Here is a 21546-nt window from a genome sequence, read left to right on the forward strand (position 1 = left end):
TTATTTTGTATCCGAGATGTATTTGTAAGCAAAGGCTCCAATAATACCACCGATAATCGGTGCTACAAAAAACAGCCAAAGCTGGCTTGTGGCCTGACCGCCAACAAAAATGGCGACACCCATACTACGGGCAGGATTTACCGAAGTATTATCGACAGGAATACTGATCATATGAACAAGCGCCAGCATAAAGCCAGCCGCTATTCCGCCAAAGCCTGGTGTGAATTTCTTATCGGTAGTCGATGCAACCGCAAAGACCAAAAGTGCCGTCATGACGATCTCAGTAAAGAATACAGTTCGTATGCCCACTCCTGTTGGTGATAGCTCGCCCCAGCCATTAACAGCAAAAGTCTGCGCAGACAGCACGAACCCTGGTGTATGGGTGGCGATTACATATATAACCAGCCCTCCAAGTATCCCGCCAATAATTTGTGCGGTGATATAACCTGGAACTTTGTTCCAATCGAACTTCTTAATAGATGCCAGTCCGATTGTAACGGCTGGGTTAATATGCGCGCCAGAAATATGCCCAATCACATAGGCCATAATTAGTAACGATAAGCCAAATGCTAGTGATACACCCAAAACTCCAACTTTGTTTGCAGCTAGTACAGCCGTACCGCAACCGCCCAGAACTAGAATAGCTGTGCCAAGCGCCTCTGCAATGTATGGCTTCAAGTCCTTCATAAAATCTCCTTAGTTATGAATTTAATATACTACCAAGCATAGTGCCATGCAAGAATAATATTCGGACTACTACTAAACCTCGATAACAACCGGCAATACGATTGGATTACGCTTAGTTATTTTGTAGAGATAGTTACTAAGTTCATCGCGCATACGAGCCTTGAATATAGGAGAGCTAGCAGGAACCCCCGGGCTTTTATTGGCAAAAATGTTTTTAACAATCTTACGCGAATTATTTAGTATATCAGCGTTGTCTTTGACATAAATGAAGCCTCGGCTAATAATGTCTGGGCTAGTGACTAGCTTGCCGGTTTTTTTATCGACCGTGGCAACCACCATAAAGACACCATCGCTACTCATAGCCAATCGATCCTTAAGAACGATTTCTTGGACATCGCCAATACCAGCTCCGTCGATCAACACTTCGCCCGTCTGGACTTTCTTGCCAAGCTTAATTACTTCTTTGTCCATTTCTAAAGTTTGGCCATTTTCTACTACGAATACATTTTTAGGGTCATAGCCCATGTCGAGCGCAATTTTAGCATTGTGCTTCATATGATGAAGCTCGCCGTGGATTGGCAAATAATACTTCGGTCGAACTAGCTCGATCATCTCCTTAACCTCATCAACATTAGCGTGCCCTGAGATATGGAATATGCCCAAATCATCAATCGCTTTGGTTCCATCCTGATAAACATAAGCACCCCAGCGGAATAGATTATCCACCATGCCAAAAATGGACTTTTCATTGCCTGGGATCATTGAGGCAGAAAGTACCACAATATCGCCTTCTTTCAATTTAACATCACGGTGTTCGCCTCTGCCCATGCGTTGCAGCGCCGAGAATTCTTCACCCTGTGAGCCTGTAGTAAGTACGGCTAATTGACTATCTTGGTAGCTCTTCATATCCTGAGCCTTAACGATAAGCCCTGGTGGGACTTTGACATAGCCAAGCTTTACGGAAAGCTCAAGGTTATTAACCATACTTCGACCAGCAACAACCAGCTTACGATGGGCTTTTTCGACAGCATTAATTATAATTTGCATTCGCGTAATCTGACTTCCGAATGAAGAAATTATTACACGCTTGTTATAATTACGCACCATAATCTCATCAAGCGTTTTGATTATTTCTGTTTCTGATGGAGTACGGCCAGGATTTTCACAGTTCGTGGAATCGCACATCAAAAGTGCAACGCCTTCATCGCCTATTTCCTTTAATCTACCCTTATCAGATAGCTTGCCGTCTAATGGCTGTTCTTCGAAGCGCCAATCGCCGGTGTTGATGATTGTACCAACAGGAGTGTGGATCGCCAACGCACAGGCGTCGGGGATAGAATGATTTATGCGTATAAACTCTACCGTGAATACACCGAGTTGGATTTTATCATGAGTGTCTTGATTTATAGTGTGTAGTTCGGGCTTAAAATCTAGATGGTACTCTTCAAGTTTGCGCTCTATAAACTTAATGGTAAATTTAGCGGCGTAAATAGGGGCCGGGATCTTAGGTAGTAAGAATGGAATACCACCGACATGGTCTTCGTGGGCATGTGTAATGACGATTCCACGGATCTTGTGCTTGCGCTCCTCTAGATAGGTAATATCTGGGACTACTAAGTCAATTCCAGGCTGGTCTTCGTTCGGGAAAGTAAAGCCCATATCCATAATGATAATGTCATTTTCGTACTCTAGGGCCATTAGATTTTTACCAATCTGGCCAAGGCCACCAAGCGGGACAATCTTGAGCTTTCCAGCGTCTATCTTGCTCATACCTACTGGAGCGGCTATGACTGGCCTGGTGTCAGTTGGCTTACCGTTTTGATTGAAACTACCGACGGCATACTGAGTCGGGCGCTTATCGAAGCGTCTATTGTTATTATTACGGGGCCGTTGGAACTTTTGGTTTTTGTTATGAGGATTACGCCCTGCATTACCTGCCGGTGTGGGCTTTGAGGCATCCCTCGACTGCTCTGTGGTTGCAGAACTAGGGGTGGCAGTTGGCGAACTTGAGGCTGAGCCAGCGGAGGCCGGAGTGGCTTGTTTGGCTTGGCCTGCTTGGTTGTTAGGTTTTGTAAAACCTAGGTCTTGAGCCGTTAGTGGACGGCTTTTTAAATCATCTTTTGACATACTTTTATAATATATCCTTTCTTATTTTTTAATAGATTATTAACTGATTAGTTCTAATATTTTAGGTATTTTTGTAAAATCCTGTATCAATACCTGGCGCATGGAGCCATTATATAGGGCTGCGGCTGGGTGATATAGCGGCAAAAATGTGCCCTCGATTATAAGCTTACTACTAAATTTTACCCTGGCCTCAATATGCTCGCCATGGACTTGGCCTATCTTGAGATTTGGGAAAAATACATTCATTGAATGTCGGCCTAAAAATACAATCAGCAAGGGGCTGATTACTTCTACTTGGGCGAGCAAGCTCGGGAGGCAGGCTTTGATTTCGGAGGGCTTGGGGTCGCGATTTTTAGGAGGTCGAAACTTCACGATATTAGTAATGAATACATCCTTTCGCTTCATACCAATTCCTTCGAGCATCTCATCTAAAAACCTACCGCTAGCACCGATAAAGGGCTTACCTAGCTTGTCTTCTTGAGCCCCTGGGGCTTCACCTATAAACATTAGTTTGGCGTTGGGATCTCCTTCGCCAGGTACGGGGTTTTGGCAGTTTTGGGCTATTTTGATATCTATATCACGATTCGTAATAGATTTGGCGATGATATCTAATTCGCGTCTCTTTTGCTTAAGATCCATATATCCCCCCAGTCCTACCCGCATTAATGTGGGTAGACTCTGGACTGACAGTGTCTACTGCTTAGCGGCTTTAATGGAAAGGTTTAATCTTCCCCGATCGTCTATCTCGGTAAGCTTGACCTTAACTTCATCACCTTCACTTAATTCCGAGTGTATATCCTCGACTCGTTCGTCGCGTATCTGGCTGACATGAACCATTCCTTCTTTGCCTGGTAGGATCTCTACGAATGCTCCAAATTCCATCACCTTAACTACTCTACCGTCATAGATCCTTCCAACCTCTGGATCGGCCACTATTGATTCGATCATTTCTTTGGCTACCTTGGCTGCTCCCGCATCAGAGCCCGATATCATTACAAGGCCAGAATCTTCTATGTCGATATCGACACCTGTTTCTGAAGTAATACGCTGGATGGTCTCGCCACCCTTACCTATTACTTCTCTAATCTTACTCGGGTCAATCTGGAGTTTGGTTATTATAGGTGCAAAGGGGCTTAGTTCCTCGCGAGGCTTAGAAATGACCTTAAGCATGGCATCTAGTATTTCAGAGCGGCCTAATTTGCTCTGCATAAGTGCAGATGTGAGTATCTCATGACTAAGGCCCTTGAGCTTAATATCCATTTGCAAAGCAGTGATACCCTTAGCTGTTCCGGTTACCTTAAAGTCCATATCGCCAGCAAAGTCTTCGGCGTCTTGAATATCAGACAATATCACATATTCGCTAGGCTTAGAGTGGTTGACCATAAGCCCCATCGCTATACCACTAACTGGGCTCTTGATAGGAACTCCTGCATCCATCAGGCTCAGTGTACTGGCGCAAGTTGCGGCCATAGAGGTAGACCCAGCACTGCTTAGTATCTCCGTAACCACCCTGACAGTGTAAGGGAAATCTTCCTTCTCGGGCATGACTGGCAAAAGGGCTCGCTCGGCGAGATTACCATGGCCTATTTCTCGGCGGCTAGTTGACCGCATTGGCCTAGCTTCGCCTATTGAGAAAGATGGAAAATTATAGTGGTGCATATAGAATTTTTCGGTATCCTCTTCCATCGACTCTATTTGCTGGGCTGCCCCAGCTGGAGCCAAGGTCGTGAGTGTTAAGCCTTGTGTTGCTCCCCTGGTAAACAAGCCGCTGCCGTGGGTGCGCGGGATTAAACCCACCTGCATGCTTAAGGGTCGTATTTCAGTACTCTTACGATTATCAGGCCTAGCAGAGTCCTCTAGGATAGATCGGCGAATCTCTTTATCTATGATTTTCTCAAATACGACCTCGATATCTGGATGTCCATAGCGCTTTTTGCCATCATCCTCGACATCATTAGGCAATATCCCAAACTCAGCCATGACTTCATCATGAAGCTCATCTATCGCTTCGTGGCGCTTGGTCTTATCGGCATGTCGGACTCGATCCCCTAGGCGATCTGAAAGATACTCATAGACCTTTTCTTCGGCTTCTTTACTGGGTACAAATAGCTCATATTCCTTAGTCTTAATACCAAGTTCCTTGATCATTTTATTTTGGATATCAATCACTGGCTGCCACTCTTTAATGGCCAGTTCGAAGCCTTCGAGGATTAAATCCTCGGATACTTCGTCGGCAATAGACTCCACCATTAGTATGGCTTCCTTCGTACCGGCAACAGTTAGATTCAAATTGCTACCTTCCTGCTCGCTAACTGTAGGGTTTACTACTAGTTTGCCATCAATCTGGCCTATTCTGGCAGCCGCCACTGGGCCTTCAAAAGGTGTACCAGCCAACATTAAGGCGGTTGATGCAGCGATAATTGCGATTACATCTGGCTCGTTTTGAAGATCGGTGCTCAGTACGGTAACCACTACCTGCACATCATTGCGGTAGCCTTTAGGAAATAGTGGCCTAATCGGCCGGTCTATCAGCCTAGAAGTAAGGATTGCTCGATCCGACGGTCGGCCTTCGCGCTTCACATAGCGAGATCCAGAAACCTTGCCCGAAGCATACCAGCGCTCCTCATAATCAATAAGCAGGGGGAAGAAATCGGTATCTGGCTTTGGCTTAGGTTCAACAACAGCTGTCGCCAGAACCATAGTGTCGCCACACCTTACAGTAACTGAGCCATCGGCTCTAAAGGCCATATTGCCTGTTTCAAATATTAATTTTTTACCTGCAAAATCTGTTTCAAACCTAGATGTTTTGCCTCCAAAGGGATGGATTATTTCCATATTATTATGCCTTTCTATAGCCATGAGATAATTACATTTTACTATTAGTTTCGGAATTAATTGATCAAGTTTTTTAGGATCAATCTGTTCCGCTACTAAAATGAATAATCAAATTATGCTAAATTTTTAAAATACTGTTAAACGAAATCAAATAGCTATCGTCGGAGCTTCAGCTTTTTAACCAATGCCTCATAACGATTATGGTCTTTTTTGCTTAGGTAGTCGAGCAGCCTTCTGCGCTTACTAACCATCGCGAGCAGCCCACGGCGGCTGTGGTTGTCTTTTTTGTGGGTCTTAAGGTGGTCGGTAAGAGATTTAATATTCTCTGTAAATAGCGCAACCTGAACTTCGGCCGAACCAGTGTCCTTGCTGTGGATACCGTTATCCTTCATCACTTTAGCTTTGATAGTTTTTTGAATCATACTCGAATTATATTAGCAGAAATTGGCATATTAATCAAGTGGCATTGCGTTTTTAAGCTGGTTTTGGCCTATAGAAGTACGCACTATCTGGGTGCAATAAGCCCCTGTTGCTAGTTTTTTACCAAGGTCTTCACCTAGCGCGCGAATATAAGTTCCACTGCTGACATCAGCTCGCAGCGTAAGCTCTGGGTAGCTGTATTTGAGTAGTTCTAGCTTACTAATTGTGACTTTTCTGGGCTTAATCTTTACCTCTTCGCCTCTTCTGGCCCTCTTGTAGGCCCTGACACCATCTATTTTTATAGCACTGTACTTGGGGGGGACTTGCTCTATAACCCCCTTAAAGTCTTCTAGTGCTTCTAGAATAGCCTTTTTGGTGGGTACAGTATCAGATATAGATGTTTTTTCACCTTCTTGGTCGCCTGTATCTGAATTTTCACCTAGTTTTAGGCTAAATTCGTAGCTCTTATCGAGCTTGAGATAGCTATCTGATAGCCGAGTGTAATCTTTGCCTACCAGAACGATCAAAAGACCTTCGGCTTCTGGGTCTAGAGTACCAGCGTGCCCTACTTTCTTAATACCGCTAAGTCGGCGCATTTGAGCCACCATACTGAAGCTACTACGGCCGCGGGGTTTGTTTATTAGATATATTCCTGGGTTGTATTGCATTTTAGTGTCTAAGACAATCTTAGCAGATTAGGCCAAATACCAGCGATAAATTCATGCTTCCTAGGCTGAAGCTATCTTGGCACTAGGGCCTATTTTGCCCTGAAAGGGACCTGGGCTAAACTTCTCGGCTTCAAACTCCCCTTTAGACCAAATTAGATCTTTTTTTTTGAGCCTTCTTCGGTACTATGCACGACTGCTTCTGCTTGGCTGAGCTTTTTGGCCTCTTCTAAGGCCTCTTTTATAGAAGTGGGGGCCGACTCGTCGGGGACCTGAACCTTTGGGGCAGCTTGAGGGGCTGGGCTGAGGCTGGGTTTCGAGCTTTTAGATTGCATTATCCTAACAACATCCTGATGCTTCGCACCGGCGGCTAGCATTTGAGCAGCGACTGTCATGGCCTTTGCAGTGGTACCTGGAATAGTAAAATTATGAGTGGCACTTGTGATGCCCGTATATAGTGCGGTGGCAATTGATTCATCAACACTCCCCTGGGCGATTGATTCGAACAACGATACCAGCATTTCGCAAACTGAGCTAGCGTTTTGATCTATATAATTTACGCTACCAAAGTTCTCATTAATCCTGTGGTAGTCAATGTTTATTAGGTGAAGCCCATCGAATATAGTCGGGTTCTGCTCTACTATCCTATCTAATTTGGCAATCTGGGGGACGCCTAAGGATATTATGAGGTCAAACTTTAGTGGGCCCTGGCTAAAGCTAACATCATTGGATTTGAAGTTGCCATTAAGCGGGGTTATGGTCACATCTAGGCGCTCGCCTTCGACATTATATTTGAGCTTGTCCACTACCACCGACTTCATATCGATGCTAACAATAAAATCTCTAACGCCATCCAGTTGCTTACTAATAAATTGCGTATCGAAAAGCTCAGCACTCTTGGGGAGGCTGTCGGTAACTACTACGCTTGCCTGCTTCTGGAGTTTATTTATTACTCTTTGCGTAGCAATAGCGGCTGACAACTGGTCGTTATTAGGCTCGCGACCTGTAATTATCAATATATTATGAGCTTGCTTAATGAGCTCGCTGGCCTGTTGTTTTGGGGTTAATTCGTTTTGCATATGTATAAAAATTATTTAATTACGATATTATACACATGATAAGCATTATTGTCAAGAGCTGAGGGCTGTCTAGCTCAGTGGGCTTGCTAAAATACAGAATTATAGTAAAATAATATTATGAATAACCAAAGCAAAAATACCTTCCCGATTTATTCGCGGATGTCTACCCGTACAGCGGTGGGGTTTGCTTTGGCTTATCGAATGATCTAACCGGTTACTAACAGTTTCTGATATCCGATGAGCCTCCATTCAAGAAGATGGAGTTTTTTATCTTAATACAAGAAACGCCACTTCGCTAGGAGGCCCATCGGGTCTCGGAAATTCCGAGATCTGCACCTAACTACCTCTAAGGGAGTAGCTATGGCCTATGGATTGCCAATGAGCTTCAGCAATGGCGTTGAGAATAAGCAAGAACCCCGCATTATCATGCGAGGCTACCAAGAAGGCGAAGGTACGCTTATGGCGAAGGCCATAAGCCGAGTAAATATACAGCGTTACATTATGCTCTCTGCCACACAAACTCCAGCAATGGAAGAAGCGTGGATGGAGCAGGCAGCTACACTCAAGGATGATTGCACATGGGCGATTTGTATCGCTCAAGACAGCTCAGATGAGCTTGGCACACCGATTGGTAGCACTGGCTTGCACCGCATTGAAGACGGCAGAGCGCATTCGGGTATTGTCATTTATGACGACTCATTCTGGCACCAGGGCATCGCCAGTGCCTGCCATCGCGCCAGAAGCCTCTATGCTCACCAAGTACTAGGCATTCGTGCCGTCGATAGCTATGTCATCAGTGGCAATGATGCCAGCCTAAACGCCCTACAGGGCGTCGGTTATACGCGCACAGGTACTCAATACAGCCACAGCATTGTCGGCGGCAAGGTCTGTCATGTTGATAATCTGACATGGGTCAATCCGTACCGGCACCAGTGGGATTATTTTTGGGGGGATAATGAGCCTCCCGAGGAGTTTAATATCTCGCGCCGTAAAGCAGAATTGGCTATTGAGCGAGCCAGAGCAGATGTCACCTTTATGTGACGACGGGTATGTTATTGCATGGGGCCAGGTTTTTACCTGGCCCCATTTACTTTGACATTTTCCACCACAGTATAGATCCCTGGAATGATATTGTTTATCAATGCCTAGTTACGGCTAAGCTCAGAGTCTTTACAGATACGGCTAAATAAGCTATACTACTCTCTATAACTTTTTAGAAAGACATATTTAAACATGCCAGTAATCAAATCCGCAATTAAGAGAGTTCGCCAGGCAAAAAAGCGCAAAGCCTACAATGTTAGTGTAAAATCTTCTGTTAAAGCTAAATTCAAGGCCGTACGCGACGAAATTGCCACAGGCAAAATTGAAAACAGCCAAGAACTTATCGCTGCTATCAAAGAAATTGATGTAGCTGTCCGCAAAGGCGTTATCAATAAGCACTCTGCTGCTCGCAAAAAGAGCCGTCTAGCCAAGAGCTATAACTCAGTTGCCGCAAAACCATATGGCACAGAAGCCCCGGGCAAACCAGGCGAGAAGAAAAAAGCCATCAAAAAGCCAGCGGCCAAAAAGACTCCAGCAAGCAAAGCTAGCACTAAAAAGCCAGCGGCCAAAAAGTCCCCTCTAAAGAAGTAACTATTTAACCCCTCCAACCAAGAGGGGTTAAATACTACTAATTTTCACACAATCTATAGATGAGTTCTGTTACAGCCTCAGGCGAGGCTAGCTGACCCGTCTTGATAGCTATATCGGCCCTAGCGATCAATGCATAGGCTTTTTTTATGTCAGCTATTTCTAGCCCCCCAGATATTGCTCTTGCCTTCTGCAGCGGATAAGGAGACAGGCGATATGCCTTGGTGAGTTCGGGATTATTTATTACAACTACCATTAGCACCCTGAACTGATATGTTATAGCCCCGATAATTAGCTGGTCTGCTACGCCTTGAGTTGTCAGCTGCTTGTACAAAATAATGCAGCGCCTAATATCCTTGCCAACCAAGGCTTCGGCCAGATCAAATGAAGTACTTTCTATGCTTTCTGTGGCCAGCTCGGCGATTGTTTCTTTTGTTATAGTCTTACTATAGCTACTGAGCTTAATCAGCTCATTGTGCAGCGTCCATTGGTCCTGCCCTACATAATCTATAAGGTAACTCACGACCTTAGGATCGATAATTGCGCCGAGACGGCTAGACTCTAGCTTGACCCATTTGATCAAATCATACCTTTCCAGAATTTTATACTCCTTTGCTCCGTCTAGCTTACTAAGCTGCTTAAAAACAGCTGTGCGTTTGTCGGGGTTGGCATCTATAAGTACCAAATTAGTGCTAATTGGTGTTGAATCTACCAGCTGACCCAGCTGCTCGGAGGTTGGCTTGGCCAGACTTATGCCGTCGACCAATATAAGCCTGCTACTTACAAACATCGGCACGGTGGCAAGGTTTTCGAGTAACCCCCCTATCCCCTTGCTGGCAATATCGACCCTGCTGTAATCACCTTCCTGGCCTGTCTTAGAAAGGTATCTAGACTTAATTAACCCCAGCTGACGATTGATAGCAAAGCTGTTTTTACCATATAAATATATAACCATTAGCTACAGTTCTCCATTGGATAATTATACCTGAAAGATCCAGCCATCCAAACCTATTGATCTTCGGGTCTTTAGAGTCTGTCTCGAGGTGGGCGCTGACAATGCTCGCAAATATGAGTGCCTCGGCCGGCAACCCGAATTTTTATGATTTGTCTTCCGCAGACTGGACAGCTAGTGCCTTCCCTTCTAAAAACTTTTGCAAACTTAAGGTAGCTACCCTTATTACCATTGGCATCTACATAGTTTTTATCGCTACTGCCGCCCAATTCAATGCTCAACTTCATAATTGCCCGCAAACTAGAATAAAGCCTTTTTAGCTTGATGGTACTGACATCGCCCACTTTTGTAGCTGGGTGAATTCTAGCTGAAAAAAGCCCTTCATCGGCATAGATATTGCCCACGCCCGCCAGCACAGTTTGGTCCAATATGGCAGCCTTAATAGTAGTATTCTTTCGGCGCTGGAGCGCACTATTGAATTGTTCAAAAGTATAGCTATCGCTTAGTGGCTCTGGCCCTAGCTTGCTCAAAAACGAATTAGAATCATATAAACCCTTAGATTTTTCTAGCTTTACCCAACCAAACTTTCGCTGATCATTAAAAAATAATGTTCCGCGACCAAAATTGATGGTTACGCGAGTAGATTTATTGGGCAATTTATCTATCAGGCTATCGTTGGGATGGCCGCCCCCAAAGCCCTTACCATTGTTTGGCCGATACACTAGCTGACCGGTCATTTTCAGATGAATCAATACACTATACCCAGACGATAGTGGAATAATAATAACCTTACCCCGGCGATTTACAGCCTCTACCGTGGCGCCAATAAGCACCCTATCTACTAGGGCCTGGCTATTAGGGAAGCCTTTTGGCCAATCAAAAGTCAGGCTCTTAGCCTGTAATCCTGGCAAGAAGCCCTGCAACCCCAGCCTGACAGTTTCAACTTCTGGTAACTCTGGCATAGCGAAAGTATGACAGAGTCAAGCGTCTGTAACAACTAGATGCAGGCATATGGGCGTGTTACTGTTGGCTACTGTACCTCTAAGGGCTTGATTATATGATGTAATAATTGTATATTACAAAAAGTTCATCGACAAAAGGAGAAAAGCAGTGAATAAGGTACTAAGATATTGGCTAGAGCTTATATTCGCCGTTATGGCTGTAAGTGTTGCGGCTGGCACTGTAATGGTGGCCATTATCGCGATGAGGCCATAAAATGGCTTTGTTCAGGAACCACAGCTGGAATTACGATGATAAATTATTAGCATCAGAAATGTCTAAAAGCATTCACTACCACCTATGCAGCAAACAAATCGTTACTCATAGCGTGGGTGAAAAAAAGTATACTTTATACTTTTTGAGGGCAGGAGATGTGTTTTATTTCTCCCTTGATGGCTTCGAAGACTTGTTTGGTATTAAAGCCAGGCTTGAAGAGCAGGAGGCAGTCCTAGTTGAAGGATTTATATCAAACATGAATGATGTCACACTTTACTGCCCTACCGATAAACTCCAAACGATTAAATTCGTTGTAGGACCTAGCCTTTCTGGCTAGGTCCTATCTATTTTAGTTCACCCCAGCTAGTTCCGATTTTTACACCCACCTCAATTGGTACTGCAAACTTATGAACTGCAATCATTTCTTGCGATACTATTTCAATCACAGCTTTCTCTTGGTCTTTGGGGCACTCCACAATGAGTTCATCATGTATTTGTAAAATTAGCTTGGCATTCTTTGGTAGTTTTTTGTGAATACTTATCATTGCCAGCTTCATCATGTCTGCAGCTGTACCTTGAAGCGGCATATTCACAGCAGCTCGCTCGGCAGCAGATCGAACCAAGAAGTTGCTCGAGGCTACATCTGGGCAGGGTCGCCTTCTGCCAAAAATTGTTTCGGTGTAGCCCTCGTCATGAGCAAATTTTTTAACACTAGCGATATACTGCGCTACGCCTTTGCGAAGCTCAAAATAGCGGTCGATAAAGTCTTTTGACTGGGCGTAATCAAAGCCAGTGGCCACAGATAGCCCGTGGGTATTCATGCCATATAAAACACCAAAATTTATCGCCTTGGCGGCATAGCGCTGTTCTGGCGTAACTTCTTCTGGCTTAATTCCAAACATCTCAGCACTGGTGAGAGTATGAATATCTGCCCCCTCTACAAAAGCTTTTATTATTGGCTCGTCGTTGGCTAGCGCGGCTGCCAGCCTAAGCTCTATCTGGCTATAATCTGCAGACACCAAAATATTGCCCTCTGATGCCACGAATGCCTTGCGTATCTCTCGGCCGGTTTCTGTGCGAGTAGGAATATTTTGCAGGTTTGGATTGGTGCTACTTAAGCGCCCTGTCTGGGCGATTGTTTGGTTGTAGCTTGTGTGAATTCTAGAATTGGGTTTAACCAGCTTGGGCAAAGCATCTACATAGGTGCTGGTCAGCTTGGTGAGCTCTCGGTACTCAAACATCATATCGACAATCTTATGCTTGCCGCGCAGCTTCTCAAGCTCGCTAGCCGCCGTACTTATACCGGTCTTGGTCTTTTTTAAGCCCTGGCTATCTATTTTAAGCTTTTCAAAAAGCACCACTTGCAGCTGAGCCGGTGAGCTAATATTAAATTCCTCACCTGCAAGGCCCCATATACTAGCCCTTAATTTATCTATCTCTAGGTGGTATTGAATTGATAATTTGTTCAAAAATTTTGAATCTAACTCAACACCCTGATATTCCATATCGCCTAGTACTTCTATAAGCGGCCACTCCATTTGAGCAGCAAGGCTAGCCAGCTCGCCAATAGAATCTAGCTGCTTTTCTAGCTTCTTATAGAGCCTCCAGGTAATGTCGGCGTCTTCGGCAGCATACTGTGAGGCCTCTTTGATATCAATCTTATCGAAGGTTTGTTGGCTCTTTCCCTTGGTGCCAATTAGCTCTTCAATCTCAATCATAGATATACCCAGCTCATTGTAGGCTAGCTGGCTCAAGCTCTGGGCCCTACCAATAGGGTTAATTAGAAATGCCGCAACCATCGTGTCAAACACAATTGGCCCAAGACGCATCTCATCATGTGGTCGCATCACCACATAGTCGTATTTGATATTATGGCCAACTTTTCCTATCGCTGGGTCTTTCAAAATAGGGCCAATAACATCATAGTATTGGTCGTAGCCAATTTCGGTCTTCTGGCTGTGAGCCAGCGGCACATAGTAGGCCTCGCCTTCTTGAAAGCTAAAAGAAGCCCCAACCAAACTAGCGTCAATGGCATCTACGCTGGTTGTTTCAGTGTCGTAGGCAAAGACCTTTTGGGCTTTGAGTTTGGTGGCTAGCTGCTTGAGCTCACTGAGCTTAGTTATTAAATGGTACTTGGCGGTCTTTAGATGTTCGCGGTTAAACTCAGCCGCAGCCTCTGCCCCACCCTGCTGGGCGTCTTGTGTAGGGGCATCTTCTGAAAGTGACTGAGTTGGTAATTTGGAAAGTAGACTTTTAAACTCTAGCTTGTGAAATAAATCAAAGACCTTTTTTTTGTCATAATCGTGCAGGGCCGAATCAGCAAGCTTAAAATCAAACTCAACATCACGCTTTATTGTTGAAAGATCAAGGCTCAAATAAGCACTTTCTTTGCCAGCTGCGAGCTTTTTGGCCAGAGCTGGTTTAATTAGCTCAATATTTTCATATATTTTATCGAGGGTCTTATACTCACTCACTAGATCTGTCGCACCCTTGTCGCCAATACCTGTAACCCCCGGAATATTATCGCTGGTATCGCCTTTCAGTGCCTTATAGACAATAAACTCTTCTGGAGTAACGCCATATTTATCATAGACGGCCTTTTCATCATAAATAAATGTATCGCTAAAGCCTTTGCGCATAGTATAGACTGCTACATTTTCAGAAACCAGCTGGAGTTCGTCCATATCGCCCGTGACCACGACTACATCTAGAGAATCTTGATACGATTTGGCGAGAGTGCCAATAATATCGTCGGCCTCGTAGCCCGGTGCCTCAATAAGTGGAATATTAAAGGCAGCTACAAGCTCCTTGGTAAGTGGCATCTGTGCGTATAGTTCGTCTGGGGCTTTTTTACGGGTGGCTTTGTAATCCGAATACTGGTCATGACGAAAAGTCTTTCCAGGTGCATCCCAGGCAACAATAGCATAGTCTGGCTTGAGCTCCCGCAGTGCTAGTAGCATCATCATGGTGAAGCCATAGACAGCATTGGTGGGCGTGCCGTCTTTGGTGGTGAGGTGAGGAATAGCGTGAAACCCCCTGTGCACCAAGGCGTGACCATCAAAGATTACGAGCTTTTTTCTTTTAATCATAGTTAAATTATACCTTATGTTATAAAATATAAGATAATTTGTGATCAAATAAACTAATTAAGAGGATTTAATTTACTTATGAACAAGCCATCAGGGCCATCAAAGCCAACACACGACGGAGAAGAATCAGAGCCACTACACCATGGAGAAGAAGCTGCAACTAGGGCATATGAAAAAAAACTGGCCATCGAACGAAGTATCGAACCTTCAGATAACAGTGACCAGCCTTTTTTGCCCGATCCGTCTGATGAAACTGGAGCCGAACCCAGTGGAGGTGGCTATGGTGCCGCTGTGCCTGAAAATATCTCACCGCCCGCCGTTATCCCACCGACCCCCAATCCTCCCGCCGAGCCACCTAGGGATGGCGACTTCGTGCCCGTAACTGAGGTAGAAACAGCTGCTGGAAAAATAGGAGTGGAAGCGAGCCAAATAGAGCTGGAAGCTGCCGCGGTTCGCAAAAAGCTTATAGATGACGAGGTTCGCGCAGCAGCCGAAGCGGCTCGCGATGAAGCCCTAAAAGCTGCCAATAACCAACCCCCCAAAAACCCCTAGCTAATATAATCCTTGAGTCTTTTGCTATCTTTGTGCTTACGAAGCTTTGTTAGTGCCTTGGCTTCAATTTGTCGGATTCGCTCGCGGGTTACACCGAACTCCTGCCCGACCTCTTCGAGGGTGTGGCTGCGTCCATCTTCTAGGCCAAAGCGCATGCGCAGAATCTTTTGCTCTCGAGGAGTAAGCAGCTCCAATGTGTCATCGATATGCTCTTTTAATAACTCATATGTCGCAGCCTCTTCGGGGCTAACAGAGTCCACATCTTTGATAAAGTCTCCAAGGCTGGAATCCTCATCCTCGCCAACTGCTGCATCCAAACTCGTGGTGTCTTGGGATATTTTAAGGATGTGATTAACCTTATCGACATCAATTTCCATTTCTGCAGCTAGTTCCTCTGGCAGCGGCTCGCGTCCGAGTTCTTGGGTAAGACGGCGCTGAGTACGGATAAGCTTATTGATTGTTTCTACCATATGTACTGGGATTCGGATAACTCTGGCTTGGTCGGCAATGGCTCTGGTGATAGCCTGGCGAATCCACCAGGTAGCATAGGTACTGAACTTAAAGCCTTTATGATAGTCGAATTTTTCAACCGCTCTGAGTAGCCCTGTGTTACCTTCCTGGATAAGATCCAATAGGTCCAACCCACGGCCGATATATTTTTTGGCAATACTCACCACGAGTCGCATATTGGCCTCGGCCAAAGCGTCCTTTGCAGCCTTGTCGCCCTTTTCAATTCGCTTGGCTAGCGACACTTCCTCGTCAGCTGTGATGAGAGGTATCTTACCTATCTCTCGCAAATACAGCCTTACTGAATCGTCGGCGATATCTTTTATATTAGCTTCACTGGTAGCGCTCTCAACATCTTCTTCTGGCTCGGTTTCCCAAAGCTTGTCCTTTTGATCCGTAACCTCGATACCTTTGTCGATAAGTTTGGAGTACAAATCATCGAGCAAATCTACATTTTCCTCGGCTTCCGGAACCGTCGACTGGATCTCCTGCTGAGTAACAAAGCCCTGCTGTCGACCCTTTGCGATAAGTTTGTCTATCTCGACAGTAAAATCATTATTTTCTACTGGCTTGTCTTTAGGGCTTTCGATTGGGGCTTTAGATTTCTTTGGCATAGTTATTTATCCTCGTTTATTAGTGCTTGATACTGTCTTAAAAGTTCCTTAGATAGCTTGATATCGCCGCTCGACTCGGCTTCGTAGAGCTGTCTTGCGAGCTTTTGTTTTACAGACTGCCTATTTGTTTCTTGAACCCTTGCGACCTGGGTGAAGGCTTCGAGCCTTATATCGTGCGCCGAGAAATCGGCGTATTGTTGTTCACCCCTTAATGCTAGTATTTTAACATAATTTTCTTGTTCAGGCAATCCTTTAACAATGCTGTCAAATTTGGCATCGGTGTTATTCTTAATCCCTTCAAAAATCGACTGATGCAGATCGGTGATTTGATCTACTTCGAGATCGTCTAGAGCTGGTGCAGCAATTGGGAAGGCCAGGCACAGCTCCAGCAGTTCTTGCTCGAGTTTTTCTGGACGAGTAAGCTTACGCTTGTCTTCTATGGGGCCATTGTCGCTATCCGCGCCGGGTAGATCTAGCGTAGAAGATATTATTGCGGGTGCTGTGGTTTTGGTGATACTTGAATTTAGTAGCTTAAAAATGTGCTCTTCTGCTACATCGACAATCTGCGCAACTGTCTTGATATAATGCTGTGTCTCTATATCGTCTGTAAAAGATCTGATCATCGGCAAAATAAAGCTAATAAACTGCTTCTTCCCTGGAGCTGTAAGGGTGCTATATTTGGTTTTGCCTAAAGAAATCAAATAGTCAGGTGCATACATGGCCGAATCCAATGCTCTCTGCCAGCTAGTTTTATCTTTTTTTAGCATTTCATCTGGATCCTTGGCATCATTTAAGCCAATGATGTCGATCCTTACTTCTTGCTTGCTAGCTAGCTCTATGGCGCGTAGGGTGGCGTTGACCCCTGCTTCATCGGCATCAAAGCATAATTTAATGTTTTTGCTGAGCCTACTCAGCTGACGGACCTGCATATCAGTGAGTGCAGTGCCACTGCAGGCAACTACATTTTTATATCCAGCATTGGCCAGTGCCAGGACATCCATATTGCCCTCGACAACAACGACGCCGTCGGCCTGTCTGATTGCCTCTTTTGCCTGAGTAAGGCCATAAATAGCTAGGCTTTTATTGTATATTGCTGTTTGAGGAGTGTTGATATATTTAGCTATTTTCTGGCTGGACAGCGTTCTGGCGCTAAAGCCGATTGTCCGGCCTTGAGCATCAAACACAGGGAACATAACACGGCCTCTAAATAGATCATAAACACTACTGCTTTTAGGGCTTTTGGCACACAACCCAGCGGCGACAAGCTCATCGTCACTAAAGCCCTTAGATCGAAGGTGGACGGTGAGAGAGTCCCAGGTATCGGGAGAAAAGCCAAGCTTAAAGTGTTTTATGGTGTCTCTTGATAAGCCTCGCTGATTGATAAAATAACTCTTTGAATCAGCATCCTTGGACAGAGCCATGTGGAAGTAAGCCATTGCCGAATCGTTAGCCTCGAAAAGTCGATTCTTTATGCTAGTTTCCTTATTATTGCCAAATTTGCGTGGCTTCAAGGCCACCCCCGCCCTTTTGGCTAGCATTTCAAGAGCCTCAGGGAAGCTCACACCTTCAACCTCCATAACAAAGCCAATAACATCGCCTCCCCTATTAGAGCTAAAATCATGCCAGATATTCTTTTCTGGGCTGACAATAAATGATGGAGTCTTTTCAGTCTTAAAGGGGCTTAACCCCTTAAAGCTTCGTCCCATCTGCTTAAGCTGGACATAACCCCCAATCACCTCCACAATATCTAGCCTACTTTTTACTTCATCTACATCGTTCATAGAACCATTATAACCTTTTATCCGAAATAGGATGAAATATATTACTCTCAACCAAATTAAATACCGGCCCACAATGAAGTAGGCCGGTATTTTTTGAACTGCTAATCTTGAATGCCCTGCATAAGCCTGCGACGATTACGGACTTTGCGATCCCTTCGGTCGGCAGCTTTAGACACTACGGCATCATTTCGGCTTCGGGCAATAGCGTCTTTGGCTTTGCCCAAGTCCTTGGTATCGATAGACAGTATTGTGAAATTACTATTGTGGTATCTATTACGGGTTCCTCTGTACAGAAACCCCAAGATCAGATCCAGTTCTTTATTGGTATAATTGTCTTTCTGATCCCACTCAGATACATACAGCCGAGCAAAATCCATAGCGGTGTTGTCGATATCATAGCTAGATGCTTTGATATAACGGCCTCTATATTGGAGTTGTTCAAGCAATGAAAGTACTTTTACTTTATCGTTATCGGTAACTCTGATTTCCCCGCTATCTTCGTAGCGACTAAATATCACTGATAGCAAAAGACTGCGTATTATATCTTTATCAGCAGAATGGTAGTTGGTGATATCTGGCCAGCTATTAAGCCAGCGGTCGATGAAGCAAAGTGTAACTTCATTAAATGAATTAGCTATATATTTTTTGGACATTTAGCCCCCCGTTGGTTCGAGTGAATACACTGTTGTTTCCACCTGATAACAAAGTTACTATATTTGCTGCACCTTTACAATAAAAACTGAATAAATTTTTAGGGCGCCTGGGAAATCCAGGCGCCCCGGCGGGATCATCTAAAACTTGGCAATATTTCTGCCTCCTTGTTTCTGAATTTGTCCTTTAGGAACCTAAGCTCCCTTCGCAAGTCGTCCTCTGTAATAAAGTATCTTTGGGTGATCTCCCAATTTCTCTTTACTACTCCAGTTACACTCGAGCACAAATGCTCAAAAACTTGCTCTTCCCCAATCTTTGCTACTATCTTGTCAAACAGAGCCTTAATCTCTAGGGTTTTACCCTTGAGGGCCTCAACTTTAGCCTTCACGGCTTTTTTGCCTTCCTCTTCTATATAAAAGGTATTTACCATGGACAAAAATTCCCTTCCTTATGGGTGAACAAAAATATTACCACATGCAAGAGGAATCGGCAATGACTATTTCCAGCGCCAGGTATCGAGGATATTCTTGGTTACTGTCTTGTCGAACTCTTCCTGATAAGAAGTGACAATATCTGTACCTGTCACTGCCTTACCCTCCTGCTGATATGTCTTACCAAGCACCAAGGATATAACTCTGGAATATGTACGCCCATCAGTAGATTTATATATAAACTGCTTAGCGTCTGAGCCATCTAGCTTTATAATTTCTTTTGACAAAACAGTGATAGAAGGCTCTACGATGGCGGCAAACTCATCTAGGTTCTTATAATCATCTGTGATTGTATTTACAGTAATTTTGCTAGTTTTGAATTTACCAAAAGTGGCATCCTCAAAACTACAAACTGTATCTGTAGGAACAGTGTTGGGGTTATATATTGCGAAAGTATAACATTGCTTGTCGATTGTTACATATCCTTCAGGAGGAGTGGCAGGTGGCGATACTGTAGGCGTTTCTACTGCTGGTTCTTCAGCCGGTGGAGGCTCTACTACCTGGGGAATATCCTGGACATCAGATTGCTTTGGTCCAGAGCTAGCGATAACGACAATTGCTATGATAATAATAACCAAGCCCATGATTGCTCCAGCTATTATAAATATTATTTTCTTGTTACTACCGGCCGAAGAGTCCTGAGGCATTTCGGTTTCCATATTAGCCATAAGAGGATCAATACCACCTAAATTTGGATCCATTCCGCTTGATTGTATTGGCTGATCCATAGAAGCTACGGCTGGCCCAAGATCAGATGCACCTGGAAGCCCACTATAGCTCACGGGCTGGACCGGCAAATCTTGTTGAGGCCCAGGCATTGGCACAAAAGGAACTGGTTCGTTGGGTGGTAGCTGGGGTGCCAATGCAGGTTCGGCTGAAGGCACCGGTAAAGGAGCCGGAGCTGGAAGTGGCGGAAGGATGGCTGGCTGCCCAATAGCAGGGTCTGCAGATGGAGCCTCAACTCCCGGCGCTGGCACTGAGGCTTGCTCAAAGTCATTGTTCATCGCTGTTAAGCCTGGATCCGAGGCTGGAGGTTCAATAGTATTTGGAATTGGTGATTCGGTAGGCACACCCAAAACATTTGGAGCAGCTTGCGGGGTACCTGGCACCGTGCCCTCAACACCCTGTTCTGGCTTAGCATAAAGCGCCGAGGTATCAGAGGCAGCTGTTTGTTGCCATTCGGGCTGAGGCGAAGTATCTGGCTGAAAAGTAGTGCCAGCAGACACAGGGGCTGGCTGGCCATCAGTAGCATCAGCTTGGGGGCTAGCAGCTGTTGGCTGGGGAATAGAAGTTAGAATGATCCCAGAATCGGAAGGATCTACTTGGGGAGTAGATGTGTTCGATTGCACTTGGCTAATTGGGAAGTCATTATCTTGCGGTTGCATAGTTAGGTACTAGTATAAACAACCTTTGTGTATTTCGCTAGTGCTTAGATCAAATTTAGTGTTAAGCACTTGACTCCTCCACCCGATTTTCGGAATTCCAGTATTGATGTTCCGATTACCACAAACCCCGCAAGCCGGTATTTATCGAGTAAGCTGTGCGATTCATCGCTAGTAATGATGGTTTTACCATCGCTTACGGCGTTCAAGCCAAAGCCTTTGGCCTCCTCAAGAGTGGCTTCGATAATGTTAGGTATTGCATCTTTTAGCTTTTTCTGGCTATCTTCATCGAGTGCGCCAGGATAATACGCCACCGTGTCATCAGATAATACTGCAAGCGAAGTATCGAGATGATAGAAGTTTGGATCTATAATCTTCAAGCTCACCACTTCACAGCCAAAGTATTCGCGCATTTCGTCGGCAGCTTTGATGTCCGAGCGAAAGCCATGCCCAGCCAGAATCTTATCTCCGCACAGTAAGTTATCTCCTCCACCCTCGAATAAATTTTCGGCCTGTTTGGTATTCGTAAAGCCATTGCCCTGTAGCCACCTGCTAAAATGAGCTGTCTCGGGCTGCCGCTCTGGGTATCGAAACCTACTCAAGAGAATCTTGCCGTCTTTTATAAGGCAGCAGTCGGTCGCAAACACCATGTCCGGTAAACCCTTGATTGGTTCAATAAGATTTACATTCCAGCCAAGCTTATTTTTATAAATACTATATAAATCTTGCCACTGCTTTGCTACCAAATCATCATTAACCTCATTATTGGTATGCATCCAAGAGTTAATCTCATATTCGATGCCAAAGTATTTCGGTGCACACATTAGGATATTTTTTTTCATCTTGCCAATTATAACAGCTTGGGCTTTA

20 protein-coding genes are annotated in these 21546 nt (G+C 44.8%); 4 read left to right on the forward strand and 16 right to left on the reverse strand.

Going from position 1 to position 21546, the window contains the following annotated elements; genetic code table 11:
* From aqpZ to NT111_02935, 7 genes are all read right to left on the reverse strand, one after another.
* Positions 1-678, reverse strand: coding sequence for an aquaporin Z (gene aqpZ / locus NT111_02905; GenBank protein ID MCX6804938.1), 678 nt, complete (start codon positions 676-678; stop codon positions 1-3).
* Positions 679-759: 81 nt separating this feature from the next.
* Positions 760-2814: a ribonuclease J gene (locus tag NT111_02910; GenBank protein ID MCX6804939.1), complete on the reverse strand. Its 2055-nt coding sequence runs from the start codon at positions 2812-2814 to the stop codon at positions 760-762.
* A 39-nt stretch (positions 2815-2853) separates the two neighbouring features.
* Positions 2854-3453, reverse strand: a complete 600-nt coding sequence (locus tag NT111_02915; GenBank protein ID MCX6804940.1) for a uracil-DNA glycosylase — start codon at positions 3451-3453, stop codon at positions 2854-2856.
* Between the two features lie 54 nt (positions 3454-3507).
* A complete protein-coding gene (pnp, locus tag NT111_02920; protein ID MCX6804941.1) occupies positions 3508-5649 on the reverse strand; it encodes a polyribonucleotide nucleotidyltransferase in 2142 nt (713 codons plus the stop codon).
* A 155-nt stretch (positions 5650-5804) separates the two neighbouring features.
* Entirely contained in the window at positions 5805-6071 is a 267-nt protein-coding gene (rpsO, locus tag NT111_02925) for a 30S ribosomal protein S15 (GenBank protein ID MCX6804942.1), read from the reverse strand.
* A 30-nt stretch (positions 6072-6101) separates the two neighbouring features.
* The gene (truB, locus tag NT111_02930; GenBank protein ID MCX6804943.1) at positions 6102-6737 is read right to left on the reverse strand and encodes a tRNA pseudouridine(55) synthase TruB; all 636 of its coding nucleotides are present in this window, start codon (positions 6735-6737) and stop codon (positions 6102-6104) included.
* A gap of 152 nt (positions 6738-6889) precedes the next feature.
* Positions 6890-7813, reverse strand: a complete 924-nt coding sequence (locus tag NT111_02935) for a DHH family phosphoesterase (protein ID MCX6804944.1) — start codon at positions 7811-7813, stop codon at positions 6890-6892.
* Positions 7814-8173: 360 nt separating this feature from the next.
* On the opposite strand from NT111_02935, the gene NT111_02940 reads away from it, so the two are divergent.
* Together NT111_02940 and rpsT are read left to right on the forward strand one after the other, a co-directional pair.
* A complete protein-coding gene (locus NT111_02940; GenBank protein ID MCX6804945.1) occupies positions 8174-8854 on the forward strand; it encodes a GNAT family protein in 681 nt (226 codons plus the stop codon).
* A gap of 192 nt (positions 8855-9046) precedes the next feature.
* Entirely contained in the window at positions 9047-9445 is a 399-nt protein-coding gene (rpsT, locus tag NT111_02945; GenBank protein MCX6804946.1) for a 30S ribosomal protein S20, read from the forward strand.
* Between the two features lie 37 nt (positions 9446-9482).
* On the opposite strand, the gene holA is transcribed toward rpsT, so the two are convergent.
* Together holA and mutM are read right to left on the reverse strand one after the other, a co-directional pair.
* The gene (gene holA / locus NT111_02950; GenBank protein MCX6804947.1) at positions 9483-10397 is read right to left on the reverse strand and encodes a DNA polymerase III subunit delta; all 915 of its coding nucleotides are present in this window, start codon (positions 10395-10397) and stop codon (positions 9483-9485) included.
* A 71-nt stretch (positions 10398-10468) separates the two neighbouring features.
* Complete coding sequence (mutM, locus tag NT111_02955) at positions 10469-11356, reverse strand: bifunctional DNA-formamidopyrimidine glycosylase/DNA-(apurinic or apyrimidinic site) lyase (protein ID MCX6804948.1); 888 nt, start codon at positions 11354-11356, stop codon at positions 10469-10471.
* A gap of 311 nt (positions 11357-11667) precedes the next feature.
* On the opposite strand from mutM, the gene NT111_02960 reads away from it, so the two are divergent.
* Positions 11668-11946 (forward strand): hypothetical protein, encoded by a 279-nt coding sequence (locus NT111_02960; GenBank protein MCX6804949.1) that lies wholly within the window; start codon positions 11668-11670, stop codon positions 11944-11946.
* Between the two features lie 7 nt (positions 11947-11953).
* Here NT111_02960 and polA read toward each other — a convergent pair whose 3' ends face one another.
* Positions 11954-14698 (reverse strand): DNA polymerase I, encoded by a 2745-nt coding sequence (gene polA / locus NT111_02965; GenBank protein ID MCX6804950.1) that lies wholly within the window; start codon positions 14696-14698, stop codon positions 11954-11956.
* A gap of 78 nt (positions 14699-14776) precedes the next feature.
* Here polA and NT111_02970 point away from each other — a divergent pair, with 78 nt between their 5' ends.
* Complete coding sequence (locus NT111_02970) at positions 14777-15250, forward strand: hypothetical protein (GenBank protein ID MCX6804951.1); 474 nt, start codon at positions 14777-14779, stop codon at positions 15248-15250.
* Here the strand turns inward: NT111_02970 and rpoD are convergent.
* The 6 genes from rpoD to NT111_03000 all read right to left on the reverse strand — a co-directional run bounded on the left by rpoD (position 15247) and on the right by NT111_03000 (position 21518).
* Complete coding sequence (gene rpoD, locus NT111_02975; protein MCX6804952.1) at positions 15247-16371, reverse strand: RNA polymerase sigma factor RpoD; 1125 nt, start codon at positions 16369-16371, stop codon at positions 15247-15249. The two genes, NT111_02970 and rpoD, sit on opposite strands and share 4 nt — an antisense overlap.
* A gap of 2 nt (positions 16372-16373) precedes the next feature.
* Complete coding sequence (gene dnaG, locus NT111_02980; GenBank protein MCX6804953.1) at positions 16374-18152, reverse strand: DNA primase; 1779 nt, start codon at positions 18150-18152, stop codon at positions 16374-16376.
* A 101-nt stretch (positions 18153-18253) separates the two neighbouring features.
* A complete protein-coding gene (locus tag NT111_02985) occupies positions 18254-18805 on the reverse strand; it encodes a hypothetical protein (GenBank protein ID MCX6804954.1) in 552 nt (183 codons plus the stop codon).
* Between the two features lie 134 nt (positions 18806-18939).
* Entirely contained in the window at positions 18940-19233 is a 294-nt protein-coding gene (locus tag NT111_02990; protein ID MCX6804955.1) for a hypothetical protein, read from the reverse strand.
* A 66-nt stretch (positions 19234-19299) separates the two neighbouring features.
* Positions 19300-20679 (reverse strand): hypothetical protein, encoded by a 1380-nt coding sequence (locus NT111_02995; protein ID MCX6804956.1) that lies wholly within the window; start codon positions 20677-20679, stop codon positions 19300-19302.
* Between the two features lie 44 nt (positions 20680-20723).
* Positions 20724-21518, reverse strand: coding sequence for an arginine deiminase family protein (locus tag NT111_03000; protein MCX6804957.1), 795 nt, complete (start codon positions 21516-21518; stop codon positions 20724-20726).
* Positions 21519-21546 lie beyond the last annotated feature (28 nt).

The sequence above is a fragment of the Patescibacteria group bacterium genome (assembly GCA_026397045.1).
GTDB lineage: Bacteria > Patescibacteriota > Saccharimonadia > CAILAD01 > BJGX01 > JAPLVO01.